Origin of the sequence: Pseudomonas sp. ACM7 (genome assembly GCF_004136015.1) — a bacterium.
Taxonomy (GTDB): domain Bacteria; phylum Pseudomonadota; class Gammaproteobacteria; order Pseudomonadales; family Pseudomonadaceae; genus Aquipseudomonas; species Aquipseudomonas frigoris.
Genome location: NZ_CP024866.1, coordinates 562,565 through 577,045 on the forward strand (window position 1 = coordinate 562,565; position 14,481 = coordinate 577,045).

A 14,481-nucleotide genomic window follows, 5' to 3' on the forward strand; every position below is an offset into this window, starting at 1 on the left:
TTTCCGTGCCTTGAGCAAAACTGGTATGTCTTGTGCAAACGTTTGCTAGTCGCTGATGCAAGCGTTTTCGCTACATAACCGCGCAAGCCCGCAGAACCGGGCCTTCGATCCGCACGAAAAGGGACTTTTAATGCACCGCACGTCCAGCCGCGTGACTTGCTCGCGCACTTTTGCTGTTTCCTTGCTGCTGGCCAGCGTTACAGGACTACTCAGCAGCACCGTTTTGGCGCAACCCGATTACGCCGAAGAATCCGCCCAAGGCGAAACCCTCAGCCCCGAAGCGAGCCCACCGAAAAAAGGCGTGTACCTCTCGGACTGGTTCAACCAGGACCTGACCGTCATCGGCAGCAAAGACATCAGTTTCGGCCCGCAACCGGCCGACGACATTTATCTGGAATACGAGTACTTCGGGCGCAAGGGGCCGTTCGAGTTGTATGGCTACATCGACATCCCGAAGATTTTCGACATCGGCAACAGCCATGACAAAGGCGTATGGGACCACGGCTCGCCGGTGTTCATGGAGCACGAACCGCGGATCTCCATCGATTACCTCGCCGGCCGCAGCCTGGCCATCGGGCCGTTCAAGGAATGGTACGTCGCCTTCGACTGGATCTACGACCACGGCAGTAACAGCGCCAACCGCGCCAATACGCTGTACAGCGGTTTGGGCACCGACATCGACACCCATTCGCGGGTCAACCTGTCGGCCAACTTCTATGGGCGTTACCAGTGGGAAAACTACGGCGCCAGCAACGAGTATTCATGGGACGGCTATCGCGCCCAACTCAAATACATCGTGCCGATCAGCAGCTTCAGCAACGGCGCGTCACTGACCTACATCGGGTTCACCAACTTCGACTTCGGCTCGGACCTGCACAAGGACAACCCGGCTCGCACTGCCAACGCCACCGTCGCCACCAACGTCTTGCTGTACTCGTTCACCCACTTGCGTTTCACCCTGGTCGGCCGTTATTTCCACAACGGCGGCAACTGGGAGGATGGCAGCGAATTGAATTTTGGCGACGGTAACTTCCGCGCCCGTTCCGACGGCTGGGGTTACTACGCCGGCGTCGGTTATCAGTTTTAGTACTGCACGACGCAGCAGGAAGACAACTCCACTTATGAAGCGCTGCTGCGGGCGAGTCGTGAAGGTTTGGTGGATGTCCAGCGACTGGCGGTGGTGCGTGCCGGTTCCGATTTTGATCGGCCGGCCCCGGGCCAGAGTGAGGTGGATAACCTGCTCAAGTATGCGGATCAAGGAGGGTTTGTGCCGGCGCTGGAGAACCTGTACCGGACGGGTAATCCGTTGGTGCAGGAGATTTTGAAGAACTGGTCGGCGTGGGAGAACGGTGTTCCCGAGGTTTGATCTGACAATACAAAACCTTGTGGGAGCGAGCTTGCTCGCGATGGGGCCATCACATTCAACATTTCCATTGACTGTCATGCCCTCATCGCGAGCAAGCTCGCTCCCACATTGATTGGGGTTACGGCAACAAAATCACCTTGTCACTGCCGCCCTGACTCACCTCGGCATACCGCGCCAGCCCTTCCTCCAACGGCGATTCAAACAAACCCTCGGGCAACGGCAACAAGCCCTGATCGAAGAACGTGCCGAATTGCTCAAGCATCGCCGCACACGCCTGGACGCCGTACAACAACGAGTTGATCCCCTCCACCGAACCGCCCTTGCGATACAGCGCCAGGGCCGGCAATTGCACCATGCCGTCCACCGGCGCGGCGATGATCGCGATGCGACCGAACGCAGCCAGCGCCGGGACCGAGGCCGGCAGCCAGAAACCGGTGGTGTCGAAAATCACATCGGCGCCGCCGGCATACACGGCGTTCACCTGAGCACCGAGATCCTCGGGTTTATCCAGTTGCAGCGTCTGATACCCCTGGGCCTGCAAATCCTTGACCTGTTCCGGCCGCCGCGCCGCTGCCAGTACTTGAGCGCCACGCACTTTGGCCAGCGCCAGCGCCGCAGTGCCAACCGCCCCGCCACCGATCACCAGCAACCGGGTTTCGGCCGTCACGAGACTGCGCTCCAACGCATCCCACGCCGTGGTGTACGGCACGCCGAGGCTTGCAGCCTGGGCAAAACTCAGATGGGTCGGCTTTTTCGCCACGCCATTGGCCGGCAGTTTGACGAATTGTGCGTGCGAGCCATCGGCGAAAAATCCCAATTCACGGCCGGTGCCCCAGACTTCCTGACCGATCAGCGCCTGCGGGCCTTCAACGACTACACCGGCGAAATCACGACCGGGAATCCGCGGCAGTGTGGTGTAGGGAAAACGCCCGAGCACGTTCTTCACATCGCCGGGGTTGAGGCCGGCGGCCTTGATCTGGATCAGCACTTCATCGGCGCCGGGGACGGGGGTTGGAACCTCAACGTAGCGCAGGGCCGAGAGGTCACCGGTCTTGTCGAATTGCAGTGCTTTCATGAGCGTTTCTCTCGAATGAATAAACGGTTCAGGAGATCCAGCCAGTGACCAGCTGCCGGCCCATTGGCCACACCTTCTCACCCGCCAACATGCCGAGCAGCCCTACCAGCGCGATGGCCGGCGGTGCGGGGGAACGAAAATCAAGAGCGCCGTAAAGCAGACCGACGCCCAGACCGATGACCAATGAGATGAGGTAGCTCATGGCAGACTCCGTGGCTAATTAAGGTATGCCCGGAGTCTAAAGATCGGTAGCGACGAGCACCGGCCAAGTGCTTCTGAATATCGGCCAAAGCGCTAATGCCCGAGGCAAGGCAAACCTGTAGCAGCTGGCGCAGCCTGCGTTCGGTTCGGGCCGCGTTCGGACGCAGCAGTCGTAAAACCTGTGTGCACGATATTACTGAAGCACCGCGTTACCTGATTTCACGACTGCTGCGCAGCCGAACGCAGCCTTCGGCAGCTGCTACAGGTTTTGTTATGCCTCGGCCTGACGCTGGCCCGCCGAAAATTGCGAAGGCGCGACGCCCAATTCCCGTCGGAACATGTCGCTGAAGCTGCTCGGTGAATAACCCAGCTCCCGGGCAATCGCACTGACCGGCACGCCCTGGATCAACTCCGCCACCGCCGTCGCCAGTTGCACCTGGCGCCGCCATTCGGCGAAGCCCATGCCCAAACCGTCCTTGAACAACCGCGCCAGCGTACGCACGCTGGCACCGGCGTTTTCGGCGTGTTGTTCGAAGGCAATGTCCAGCGATGGCGCGGCCATGACCGCCTGGCACAGGTTCATCAGGCGTCGGTCGGAATCATCCGGCAAGGGGATTTTCAGCAGCGAGCGCCTGGCTCGCCTAAGCTCCAGCAGCGCCAGGCCGACCAGCGCTTCGCAATACTCGGGCGCGCCATCGTCGCCCTGCTCCACCAACCCGACGATCAGCTCACGCAGCAGTCCGCCGACTTCGATCACCTGAACCGTGTCGTCCAGCGTCGCCGCCAATGAGGGCCGCAAATAGATGTTGCGCATCTGTAAATCCGAAACCACCCGAATCCCGTGGGGCATACCTGGCGGCAGCCACACCGCTCGTTGCGGCGGCACCACCAGCGCTTCATGGGGCGTCTCGACCCACATCACCCCGCTCATCGCATACAGCAACTGCCCCCAGACATGCTCATGCGGCTCGATGTACAAGCCGCGCGGATAGGTGCGCGCCAGCGGTTGCACGGGCACATCGGTGTCACTCAGGTCTGGGGGCGCGGCAAGGGCCATGGGCAGCAATCATTGGGGAGTTTCAGATATTGCATGGTAACGAGCCACCGGCCTTGTCGCCACTGGCGGCCTCCATCTGACAATTCGAGTGAATTTTCCGTAACGCCAACGATCCTTGTATTACCACAGGGAGGAATATGGGCTTTATGAACAACGCAAAACTTTTCGTCATTGAATACACCCTTCATGGCGCGCCCAAGTCTTTCATCATCCGCCTGGACAAGATGGATAGTGCGGAGGCCTGGCATTGGGCAAGTTGCGACGCGGGAGTCGGACGAATCCCTCGCTTCGGCCGAGAGAAGGTGCAAAAAACCAGCAAGCCGATGGCGGAGAAGTTCGGCGTGGAAAACGTCAAGTGGCGGCCGGCAAATTGAAATGAAAGTGGAGCCCGATCAGGCTCCACCTTTTTTTGGATGAGTGGTCAGCGTTTGGCGCACTTGCAGCCCTTGCTGGCACATTCTTCGCCATGTTCGTGGTGCTTGGCGCAGGCTTCACAGCAATAGTGCTTGCCGTGGCGCGCGATCGGATGTTCGCCCAGTTTGCAGGAGCATTTTGGGCAGTCGCAGATACTTTCACTGTCGATCATGAGTCTGACTCCAGGGTTATGGTCGTCTGGTGCCGCCGATGTGCACCGTCTTACCAGTGTAGGAGCTGCCGCAGGCTGCGATCTTTTGATCTTGCTTTTGAAACAAAAAATCAAAAGATCGCAGCCTGCGGCAGCTCCTACATGAGGGTCAGCGTTATGCCTGCCGGGTACTGCTGCGATACATGAACAGCAACGCCAACGCGAGACACACCATCGCCAGCATCCGGCTACTCGACAACTCGATCGCCGGGTTGCCCAGCCAGCCGAAGTTATCGATCAGGATCCCCATCCCCAGTTGCCCGACGATCACCGCCACCGTCGCCACTGCCGCGCCGACCCGCAGCACCGCGCCAACCATCACCATCATGTACACCACTCCGAACAGTGCACCGCTGAGCTGCCATTTCGGCACGTCCAGCAAACTCACGGCATGTGCCGGTTCGAAAAACAGAATCAGCAACCCGGTGGTCACGGCACCGACCACGAAGGTCAACAAACTGCTGCGCAACACGCCCACCGTTTCGCCCAACCGCCCATTGATCGCCGCCTGAACACTCAATACCGCACCGGCCGCCACGACCACCGCCAACAAAATAATCAGATTCATCATCAACCCCGAGCGATCAGAACAAGTGCCGCGACAATCAGCAGCAAGGCCAGCCAGCGTTCACCGTTGACCTTCTTGCGGGTGGCGCCGAACCAGCCGAAGTGGTCGATCAACACGCTTTTGCCGACCTGCCCGGAGAGGATTGCGATCATGGTCATGGCAATGCCGATGTGCGGCGTGGCCAAGGTCAGCACGATCACGTACATCGGCCCCAAAAACCCGCCGATCAACTGCCAGCGCGGCAGCTCATTCAAGGCCGGTCCCTGTTGCCGACCGCTGAACAGCAACAATAAAAACAGAATCGCCGAGCCGACACCGAAGATGCTCAAGGTCGCCCACAAGTGCCCGACCTGAACCCCGAGCGGCCCGAGCAAACCGGCCTCCACGGACAGGCCCATGCCGGCCAGAATCACCAGCGGCAGCAGCAACAGCCGCAGCCCCGGTTGGGTGGTCGGCGTGGCGACAACGCCAACGTCGTCGATTGAAGAAGATTGCATAGAGAAACACCTGCCAGTCATCAGATAAAACACGGGACCTTGTGGGCGCGAGCTTGCTCGCGAAAGCGGTGTGTCAATCGATACAAATATTGGCTGGAAGACCGCTTTCGCGAGCAAGCTCGCTCCCACAGGGTTTTGTGTTCTCAGTGGAATAGGCGCGCATTATCGGCTGGCGATCCTTTGCGATAAATGGGAGCATCCTGACAACACTTTTGCGTAACTCGCACAGCAGGATTCGTCATGCATGGCCTCAACGAACTGGGATTCAAGGCACTTCGGCTGTTTGTAGCGGTGCTGGACCACGGCAGTTTCTCCGAAGTCGCCCGCCGCGAAGGCCTGGCACCCTCTTCGATTTCCCGGCAGATCCAATTGATGGAGCAAGCCCTGAGCCAGCAATTGCTGTATCGCCACACCCGCGCCGTCTCGCCCACCGAAGCCGGGCGCATGCTCGGTCATCACGCGCGGCTGGTGCTGGTGCAACTCGAAGAGGCCGAACAGGCCTTGCAGGAACAGCAAAGCGAACCGAGCGGACTGGTGCGGATCAATGCGCCAGTGGTGTTTGGCCAACGGCACCTGACGCCGTGGCTGGGACGGCTCTGCGAGCGCTACCCGAAACTGCAACTGGATATCCAGCAGACCGACAGCTACGTCGACCCGCTACAGGAAGGCGCCGACCTGCTGTTTCGCATCGGCCCGCTGCACGATTCGCGCATGCAGGCGCGGATTCTGGCGCCCCATCGTTTTCAAGTCGCCGCGAGCCCGGCCTATTTGGAACGTCACGGCACGCCGCAACATCCCGAAGAACTGGCCGCGCATCAGTGCCTGGCCTACAAGGGCGTGACCGGCCAGCAGCGCTGGTTTTTCCGCAAGGACCAGCAGGACTGGACGCCTTGGTCGGTGAAGGGGCCGATCACCGGCAACCACGCCGACACCCTGACCCAAGCCGCCGAAAAAGGCTTGGGGCTGGTGATGTTTCCGTCGTGGCTGATTGGTGAGGCGGTGCGCAATGGCACGCTGGTGCCGGTGCTGGGGGCGTATCAGGTGTCCAACAGCCTTGAGCCGCAGCAGATTGCGGTGCTGTGGCCCGGCAGCCGACGGTTGTCGGTGAAGGTGCGGACGGTGATTGATTTTTTTGTCGAGTGTTTTGGAACGGTGCCCTACTGGGACAGACCGTAATGTCTGTCGGCACCACAACCCCTGTGGGAGCGAGCTTGCTCCCACAGGTTCAGTGCTTGCCTCCAATATTCGGTGAATAAAGTCAGATACGGAACTGCCCCACCAGTTTGCCCAGGCGCTGACCGAGGTCGGCGAGGCTGCGGGAAGTCTGGGCGCCGAGTTGGGTTTCGTCGGCGACGCTGTCCACGGCCACGGCGATCTGATGCACGCTGCGATTGATCTCTTCGGCCACGGCGGTCTGTTCTTCGGCGGCGCTGGCGATCTGCGCGTTCATCGAGTTGATGGTGCCAATCAGCTGGGCCATGGTATCGAGCGAAGCGCCGGCCTCGTTGGCCTGAGCCGAAGTGCCGTCGCCGGCCTCGCTGGAACGGCGCATCGCTTCCACGGCCGATTGGGTGCCGGCCTGCAAGCGATCGATCATGCCCTGGATTTCCTGGGTGCTGATTTGTGTACGACTGGCCAGCGCTCGAACCTCATCGGCCACCACGGCAAAGCCACGCCCGGCCTCACCGGCACGAGCGGCTTCAATGGCGGCGTTGAGTGCCAACAGGTTGGTCTGCTCGGCAATCGAACGAATCACCCAAGCACGCTGACAATCGACGACACGTCTTTTTGCAGACTGTCCAGAGACACGCCACTGCTGCGAATGTCGTCCACCAATGCATGAATCTTCACAATGCTGCCGGCCACCACACGCTTGGCAGCCTGGCCTTCTTCGTCGGTCTGCTGGGCAGCCACCGCGGCGTTTTGAGCGCTTTTCGCCACTTCCTGAGCGGCGGCGGACATTTGGTTGATCGCCGTGGCGACCTGATCGGTCTCGTGACGCTGACGTTCCATGGCCTGATCCGAACGCTGGGCCTGATCGGAGACCTGATTCACCAGTCCGGTCAGTTGCAAGGTCATTTCGGTGATCTGGCGCACCAGGCCGTGGATCTTGTCGACGAAGCGGTTGAACGAGCCGGCCAGTTCGCCGAGTTCATCCTGGCTGGTGATGGTCAGGCGACGCGTCAGGTCGCCCTCACCCGCCGCGATGTCATCGAGGTTGGCTTTCATCAGGTTCAGCGGACGCAAGATGGTGTTGGCCAACAGCATCCCGGCGGCGGCAATCACCAAAAGCACCACGGCGGCAATCCCGACGATGCTTAGCACCACGCCTTGCATGCGCTCCTGGACCTTGATTTCGACCAGTGCCACTTGGGCTTCGATGCCGTCGAGGTTGACCGACGTACCGACCGCCATGTCCCACTTCGGCAGGTATTCGGTGTAGCCCAGTTTCGGCACCAGCACTTGGGTGTTGCCGGGCAGCGGTGAGCTGTATTGCAGATAGTGGGTCCCGTCCTTCGCGACCTTCACCAGGTCGCGGTTGACGTAGACGCCGTTCGGATCGCGGTTGTCCTTGAAGCTCTGGCCCACGCCTTCAGGGCTGTTGGCCTTGAACAGGCGCACGGTGTTGGAGTCGTAGCCGAAGAAGTAGCCGTCCTTGCCGTAGGTGATGCTCGACAGCAACTTGACCACTTGGGCCCGCGCCGCGTCATCACCGGGGGCGGCCGCATCGTACAGCGGTTTGATCGTGGTCATGGCCACGGCGACGTAGCTTTGCAGCGTCGCCTTGGCATCGCTGAGCAGGCGCTGGCGAGTTTCCTCGACTTCCTTGCGGGCCTGCTCCTGCAGAATGAACAACGTGGTCAGGCTGATGACCAGCGCAAAGAGCAACACCGGGAGGACGGCAAGGGACAGGACTTTAGCCTTCAGGCTCATGCGCATGACGGTTCACTCTTTTGATTTTATTGGCGTGGTTAAAGGCTTTAACGGCACGCCAGGCCAAAAGTTGAGTGAAGGGTCACCCGAATCAAATGTGGGAGCGGGCTTGCTCGCGAAAGCGGTATGTCAGTCACATCAATGCTGGATGTGCCGCCGTCTTCGCGAGCAAGCCCGCTCCCACATTTGTTCCGGGTTGACCAGTGAGCAATGGGTTACAAGACCATCGCCGCCACCCAGCCGAACGCCAGCAGCGGCAGGTTGTAGTGCAGGAAGGTCGGGACCACGGTGTCCCAGATGTGGTGATGCTGGCCGTCGATGTTCAGGCCCGAGGTCGGGCCGAGGGTCGAGTCCGAGGCTGGCGAACCGGCGTCACCCAAGGCGCCGGCAGTCCCAACGATACAAACAATGGCAATCGGGCTAAAGCCCAGTTGCACGCACAACGGCACAAAAATCGCTGCCAGGATCGGCACTGTGGAAAACGACGAACCGATGCCCATGGTCACCAACAGTCCGACCAGCAACATCAGCAACGCGCCAATGCCTTTGCTGTGATCGATCCACGAGGCCGAGGCCTCGACCAGGGTCTGCACCTGACCAGTGGCTTTCATCACCTCGGCAAAACCGGACGCGGCGATCATGATGAAACCGATCATCGCCATCATCTTCATGCCTTCGGTGAACAGATCGTCGGTTTCACGCCACTTCACGATCCCCGACACCGAAAAAATCAGAAAGCCAGCCAACGCACCGATGATCATCGAATCCAGCAACAGCTGAATGATGAACGCCACCGCAATGGCCAGACCGGCGACCATCAGGCTCAGCGGGTTGTACTGCACCGCGACCTGTTCGACTTGCTCGATCTTTTCCAGATCGTAGACGCGCTTCTTGCGGTAGCTGACAAACGCTGCCGCGAGCCCGACGAACATGCCCAATGCCGGAATCCCCATGGCATGGGTGACGTTGATGCCGCTGATGTCCACACCACTACGGGCGACGTTGGCCAGCAGGATTTCATTAAGGAAGATGTTGCCGAAGCCCACGGGCAAGAACATGTACGGCGTAATCAAGCCGAAGGTCATGACACAGGCAATCAACCGGCGGTCCAGTTGCAGCTTGGTCAGCACATATAACAGTGGCGGCACCAGCAGGGGAATAAAGGCGATATGTATCGGCAGAATGTTCTGCGAAGCGATAGCCACCACCCACAGCAAACCGATCAACAGCCATTTGACCTGACGCCCACCGCTGACGTGCTGACGGTCGACCATCAGCAAGGCTTTGTCTGCCAGGGCATGCGCCAGGCCGGACTTGGCAATGGCCACGGCGAAAGCGCCGAGCAATGCGTAGGACAACGCGACCGTCGCGCCGCCACCAAGGCCGCTGTTGAAGGCTTTCAATGTTGCCTCGATGCCCAGGCCACCGGTCAAACCACCCACCAGGGCGCCCACGATCAGCGCGATTACAACGTGCACGCGGGACAGGCTGAGGATCAGCATGACGCCGACCGCGGCAATTACAGCATTAATCATCGTTACCTCAAGGCAAACGGAAAGAGTCCGGCCGGCAGTCTGCAAAGAGCCGCCAGCGGATTGAATGAGAGGGTTTTATTAGAGGGCGCGCACTGTGCCGGACCATTAACGCGTTGTCAAAGCGACCACGATCCCTTGTAGCAGCTGGCGAAGCCTGCGTTCGGCTGCGAAGCAGTCGTAAAACCTGCTTGCACGTTCCGCCAGATACACCGCGCCAGCTGGATTACGACTGCTGCGCAGCCGAACGCAGGCTTCGCCAGCTGCTACAGGTTTTGTGTGATGGCTTATTTAATTGAGCGGATAAAGAAAGCCGAATCGCGGCCGCTACAGTGCAAAGTCTCAGATATTTATCGAATAAAGGACGTCTCCATGTCGCTCAGAGAACTTTCCATTCAATGGAAAATCACCCTGCTGGCCGGGCTGTGCCTGGCCGGCATCGTGACCCTGCTGGTGGGTCTTTCGCTGTATCGCATGGAGCACAGCTCCGAAATGGTGAAAGCATCCAGCATGGAGATGCTCACCGAAGCGGCCCAGGCCCGGATCGAATCCCAGGGTGAAAACCAGGCGCTGGGGATTCGCCAGCAGTTCATGGACGCCTATCAATATGGCCACGGCTTTTCGCGCCAGGTGCTGTTCCTGCGCGACCAGGCCGAGAAGCGCTTTCTCGATGCCTTTGACCTGCGTGAAGACCTGACACGTCAGGTCAAGTCGGCCCTGCAAGCCAACCCGGACCTGCTCGGCCTCTCGCTGGTGTTCGAAGCCAACGCGCTGGACGGCAAGGACGATCTGTTCGCCGGCCAGGCCGAGTTGGGCAGCAACGACAAGGGCCGTTTCGCGCTCTATTGGTCGCAGCCGACACCGGGTAAGGTGACGTCGATGGCACTACCGGAAAGCGACATGGCCGACACCAGCACCGGCCCCAGCGGCGAACCGGCCAACGCCTGGTTCACCTGCCCGCGCACGACCCTCAAGCCCTGCGTGATCGAACCCTACTTCTACGTGATCGACGGCCAGAACGTGCTGATGACTAGTATCGTTTTCCCGCTGATGGTCAACGGCAAGGTCATCGCTTCGCTGTCGGTGGACATCAACCTCAACAGCCTGCAAGCCGTAAGCCAGGGTGCGAGCAAGAAGCTCTATGATGGCCAGACCAACGTCAGCATCATCAGCCCGGTCGGCTTGCTGGCCGGTTACAGCCCGGACGCCAGCAAGCTCAGCCAGCGCCTGGACACCGTGGACAAGACCAACGGTGCCGAGCTGATCCGCATGCTCGCCGCCAGCAGCAAGACCGAAAGCCTGCACAACAATCAACAACTCAAAGTGCTGTCGCCGTTCCAGCCGATTCCCGGTGGCAAGTCCTGGGGCGTGTTGCTTGAGGTGCCGGAGAAAGTCCTGGTCGGCCCCGCTGAAGCGCTGAAAAAACAACTCGATGAAAGCAACACCGCCGGCACCCTGGTCGAACTCGGCCTGGGTGTGCTGGCCGCGTTGATTGGCCTGTTGCTGGTGTGGCTGATGGCCCGCAGCGTGACCAGGCCGATCCTGGGTGTGGCGCACATGCTCGAAGACATTGCCAGCGGTGAAGGCGATCTGACCCGCCGCCTGGCCTACGACAAGCAGGACGAACTCGGCCAATTGGCCGGGTGGTTCAACCGCTTCCTCGACAAGCTGCAACCGATCATCGCCGAGGTCAAACGCTCGGTGCAGGACGCGCGCAGCACGGCGGATCAGTCGTCCGCCATCGCCACCCAGACCAGCGCCGGCATGGAACAGCAATACCGTCAGGTGGATCAGGTCGCTACCGCTTCCCACGAAATGAGCGCCACCGCTCAAGACGTTGCTCGCAGTGCAGCGCAAGCGGCACAGGCGGCGCGGGATGCGGATCAGGCCACCCGTCGCGGTCTGACCGTGATCGACCGCACCACCGCCAGCATCGACAACCTCGCCGCCGACATGAGCGCGGCGATGGTCCAAGTCGAAGGCCTGGCGGCCAACAGCGAGAAGATCGGTTCTGTGCTGGAAGTGATTCGGGCCATCGCCGAACAGACCAACCTGCTTGCGCTTAACGCCGCCATCGAGGCCGCTCGCGCCGGTGAGGCCGGACGCGGTTTTGCCGTCGTGGCCGATGAAGTGCGCAACCTGGCACGCCGGACCCAGGAGTCTGTCGAAGAAACCCGTCTGGTGATCGAGCAGTTGCAGACTGGCACTCAGGACGTGGTCGGCTCGATGAACAACAGCCATCGTCAGGCTCAGGGCAGTGTCGAACAGGTGGGTCAGGCGGTGACGGCGCTACGCCAGATTGGTGAGGCGGTGACGGTGATCAGCGACATGAACTTGCAGATCGCCAGCGCCGCGGAAGAGCAAAGCGCGGTGGCTGAGGAGATCAACAACAACGTGGCGACGATTCGGGATGTGACGGAGTCGTTGTCGGGGCAGGCCAATGAATCGGCGCGGGTGAGTCAGTCGCTCAATAGCCTGGCGAATCAGCAGCAGAGTTTGATGGATCAGTTCCGCGTTTAACGCAGTTATTGCGTCCTCTGAAGATCAAAATGTGGGAGCGGGCTTGCTCGCGAATGCGGTGTGTCAGCAACAGCGATGTCGACTGACACACCGCATTCGCGAGCAAGCCCGCTCCCACAGGGTACTCAGCGTTTGGGTAATTGGATGACTACCTTCAGGCCGCCCCACTCGCTTTCCTGCAGCTTCAATACCCCGCCCCACGTATCAACGATATCGCGCACAATCCCCAATCCCAACCCATGCCCGTCCGTTTGTTCATCAAGCCGCGTACCCCGGCTGAACACCTGATCGCGCTTGTCTTCGGGAATCCCCGGCCCATCGTCTTCCACGCTTAACTCAAACCCATCGGCGGACTCGACCACGCTCAACCGAACCTCGGCATCCGCCCATTTGCTGGCGTTGTCCAGCAAGTTACCGAGCAGTTCGAGCAAGTCCTCGCGATCCCAAGGCAGTTGCAAACCGGCCGGTGCACGGTAGCTAAGATCAAGATGCTCACCATGAATCATGTTCAACGTCGCCAGTAACCCAGGCAATTCCGCATCGCAATCAAACAACGCCCCCGGCAACGCATCGCCGGATAACCGGGCGCGATTGAGTTCGCGATTGAGTCGCTGCTGGACCTGTTCCAGTTGCGCCTTAATCACCTTGCGCAGTTCCGGCTGCGCATCGAGCTTCTCGCTTGAGGCCAGGCTCAACAATACCGCCATCGGGGTTTTCAAGGCGTGGCCGAGGTTGCCCAGCGCATTGCGCGAACGCTTGAGGCTGTCTTCGGTGTGCGCCAGCAAATGGTTGATCTGCGCCACCAGCGGTTCAAGCTCTACCGGCACCTGATCATCGAGCTGTGAGCGCTGGCCCTGCTGCAACTGGGCGATCTGCTCACGAGCCTTTTCCAGCGGGCGCAAGGCGCGGCGCACGGTAATGCGTTGCAGCAGCAGAATCAGCAGCAGTCCCGTCAGTCCAAGGCCCAATCCGACTTGACGCATGCGCTGGAAACTCTCGCGCACCGGCGTGTAATCCTGGGCCACGCTGATGGAAATCGATTGGCCGAGCCGTCGATAGTCTGAACGCAGCACCAGCAGTTGCTGCCCTTCCGGCCCCAATTCCAGGTTGCTGTGCAGGCCGGCATGGTCGAGGTGCGGCAGTTCCTGATCCCACAGCGAACGGGAGCGCCAATGGCTGTCGGCAAAATCGATGCGGAAGTAATGCCCGGAAAACGGTCGCTGATAGGCCGGCGACAGGTGTCGCTCATCCAGCTGCAAACCCTGCGGCCCGCGCACCAGCGCCACCAGCAGGTTTTCGCTGTCGTTGCGCAGCCCGGCTTCAAGGTAGCTCTGCAAGCCCAGCTCGAAACACCATAGGCTGATTTGCGCCAGCGCCAGGCCGACGATCACCATCACGCTGATCAACCCCAGACTCAAACGGCGCTGGATCGACCTCACCGGGCTTGTCCGCCGAACAGGTAACCCTGGCCGCGACGGGTTTCGATGACGCTGCGCCCGAGTTTGCGCCGCAGGTGGTTGACGTGGACTTCGAGCACGTTGGAGTCGCGCTCGGTTTCACCGTCGTAGAGGTGTTCGGCGAGGTGGCTTTTGGAAAGAATCTGCTCGGGGTGCAGCATGAAATAACGCAGCAGGCGGAATTCAGCGGCGGTGAGCTGGATGTCGGCGCCGTCGCGGGTCACGCATTGGCGGCCTTCGTCCAGGTGCAACCCGGCAGCCTTGAGCGTCGGCTGGTTGGCATGGCCGTGGGAACGGCGCAACAGCGCCTGGACGCGCAACTGCAGCTCTTCGGGGTGGAAGGGCTTGGTCAGGTAATCGTCGGCGCCGGCCTTGAGACCTTCGATCCGTTCGGCCCAGGAATCACGGGCGGTGAGGATCAGCACGGGCGTGGACAGACCACCGGCCCGCCATTGAGTCAGCACCTCGAGCCCTGGCAAACCCGGCAGGCCGAGGTCGAGGATGATCAGGTCGTAAGGCTCGCTGCTGCCCTGATACACCGCGTCGCGACCGTCGGCCAGCCAGTCCACGGCGTAACCCTGCCGATTGAGGCCGGCCGTCAGTTCGTCGGCCAGCGGCACATGGTCTTCCACCAGAAGCAAACGCATCG

Annotated in this window: 14 protein-coding genes and 3 pseudogenes; 6 read left to right on the forward strand and 11 right to left on the reverse strand. The window is 60.5% G+C overall.

The annotated features are described in order from the left end of the window. Positions 1–130: 130 nt before the first annotated feature. Positions 131–1,087 (forward strand): nucleoside-specific channel-forming protein Tsx, encoded by a 957-nt coding sequence (locus CUN63_RS02835; protein ID WP_129437068.1) that lies wholly within the window; start codon positions 131–133, stop codon positions 1,085–1,087. Next, positions 1,088–1,366: pseudogene (locus CUN63_RS02840) on the forward strand (purine nucleoside permease); the annotation flags it as partial. A gap of 118 nt (positions 1,367–1,484) precedes the next feature. On the opposite strand, the gene CUN63_RS02850 reads toward CUN63_RS02840, so the two are convergent. From CUN63_RS02850 to CUN63_RS02860, 3 genes are all read right to left on the reverse strand, one after another. Further along, positions 1,485–2,441 carry a zinc-binding alcohol dehydrogenase family protein gene (locus CUN63_RS02850; RefSeq protein ID WP_129437069.1) on the reverse strand — a complete coding sequence of 319 codons (957 nt, stop codon included), beginning with the start codon at positions 2,439–2,441 and terminating at the stop codon, positions 1,485–1,487. Positions 2,442–2,469: 28 nt separating this feature from the next. Continuing rightward, a complete protein-coding gene (locus CUN63_RS02855; protein WP_080932063.1) occupies positions 2,470–2,643 on the reverse strand; it encodes a DUF1427 family protein in 174 nt (57 codons plus the stop codon). A gap of 270 nt (positions 2,644–2,913) precedes the next feature. Further along, positions 2,914–3,699: a helix-turn-helix domain-containing protein gene (locus CUN63_RS02860; protein ID WP_129437070.1), complete on the reverse strand. Its 786-nt coding sequence runs from the start codon at positions 3,697–3,699 to the stop codon at positions 2,914–2,916. Positions 3,700–3,845: 146 nt separating this feature from the next. Here CUN63_RS02860 and CUN63_RS02865 point away from each other — a divergent pair, with 146 nt between their 5' ends. Beyond that, complete coding sequence (locus tag CUN63_RS02865; RefSeq protein ID WP_129437071.1) at positions 3,846–4,073, forward strand: DUF6555 family protein; 228 nt, start codon at positions 3,846–3,848, stop codon at positions 4,071–4,073. A 47-nt stretch (positions 4,074–4,120) separates the two neighbouring features. Here CUN63_RS02865 and CUN63_RS02870 read toward each other — a convergent pair whose 3' ends face one another. From CUN63_RS02870 to CUN63_RS02880, 3 genes are all read right to left on the reverse strand, one after another. Beyond that, positions 4,121–4,285 (reverse strand): metallothionein, encoded by a 165-nt coding sequence (locus CUN63_RS02870; protein WP_129437072.1) that lies wholly within the window; start codon positions 4,283–4,285, stop codon positions 4,121–4,123. Between the two features lie 154 nt (positions 4,286–4,439). Beyond that, positions 4,440–4,895 carry a DMT family transporter gene (locus CUN63_RS02875; protein WP_129437073.1) on the reverse strand — a complete coding sequence of 152 codons (456 nt, stop codon included), beginning with the start codon at positions 4,893–4,895 and terminating at the stop codon, positions 4,440–4,442. Further along, a complete protein-coding gene (locus CUN63_RS02880; RefSeq protein WP_129437074.1) occupies positions 4,895–5,389 on the reverse strand; it encodes a DMT family transporter in 495 nt (164 codons plus the stop codon). The genes CUN63_RS02875 and CUN63_RS02880 overlap by 1 nt, the downstream gene beginning before the upstream one ends. 240 nt (positions 5,390–5,629) lie before the next feature. On the opposite strand from CUN63_RS02880, the gene CUN63_RS02890 reads away from it, so the two are divergent. Beyond that, the gene (locus tag CUN63_RS02890; RefSeq protein ID WP_129437075.1) at positions 5,630–6,565 is read left to right on the forward strand and encodes a LysR family transcriptional regulator; all 936 of its coding nucleotides are present in this window, start codon (positions 5,630–5,632) and stop codon (positions 6,563–6,565) included. A gap of 82 nt (positions 6,566–6,647) precedes the next feature. Here CUN63_RS02890 and CUN63_RS32610 read toward each other — a convergent pair. The 3 genes and pseudogenes from CUN63_RS32610 to CUN63_RS02900 form a co-directional block, all read right to left on the reverse strand. Beyond that, positions 6,648–7,133, reverse strand: a pseudogene (locus CUN63_RS32610) (methyl-accepting chemotaxis protein); the annotation flags it as partial. 8 nt (positions 7,134–7,141) lie between these two features. Continuing rightward, positions 7,142–8,329 (reverse strand): cache domain-containing protein, encoded by a 1,188-nt coding sequence (locus CUN63_RS02895; protein ID WP_371928207.1) that lies wholly within the window; start codon positions 8,327–8,329, stop codon positions 7,142–7,144. Positions 8,330–8,538: 209 nt separating this feature from the next. After that, positions 8,539–9,855, reverse strand: coding sequence for a Na+/H+ antiporter family protein (locus CUN63_RS02900; protein WP_165353304.1), 1,317 nt, complete (start codon positions 9,853–9,855; stop codon positions 8,539–8,541). A gap of 591 nt (positions 9,856–10,446) precedes the next feature. Between CUN63_RS02900 and CUN63_RS32615 the strand changes: the two are divergent. Beyond that, positions 10,447–11,517: pseudogene (locus tag CUN63_RS32615) on the forward strand (HAMP domain-containing protein); the annotation flags it as partial. A 102-nt stretch (positions 11,518–11,619) separates the two neighbouring features. Beyond that, on the forward strand, positions 11,620–12,375 hold the full coding sequence (locus CUN63_RS32620; protein ID WP_371928225.1) for a methyl-accepting chemotaxis protein: 756 nt from the start codon (positions 11,620–11,622) through the stop codon (positions 12,373–12,375). A 125-nt stretch (positions 12,376–12,500) separates the two neighbouring features. Here CUN63_RS32620 and CUN63_RS02910 read toward each other — a convergent pair whose 3' ends face one another. Then, positions 12,501–13,814: a sensor histidine kinase gene (locus CUN63_RS02910; protein WP_129437078.1), complete on the reverse strand. Its 1,314-nt coding sequence runs from the start codon at positions 13,812–13,814 to the stop codon at positions 12,501–12,503. Continuing rightward, the gene (locus tag CUN63_RS02915; RefSeq protein WP_129437079.1) at positions 13,811–14,479 is read right to left on the reverse strand and encodes a response regulator transcription factor; all 669 of its coding nucleotides are present in this window, start codon (positions 14,477–14,479) and stop codon (positions 13,811–13,813) included. The genes CUN63_RS02910 and CUN63_RS02915 overlap by 4 nt, the downstream gene beginning before the upstream one ends. Between the last annotated feature and the right edge of the window lie 2 nt (positions 14,480–14,481).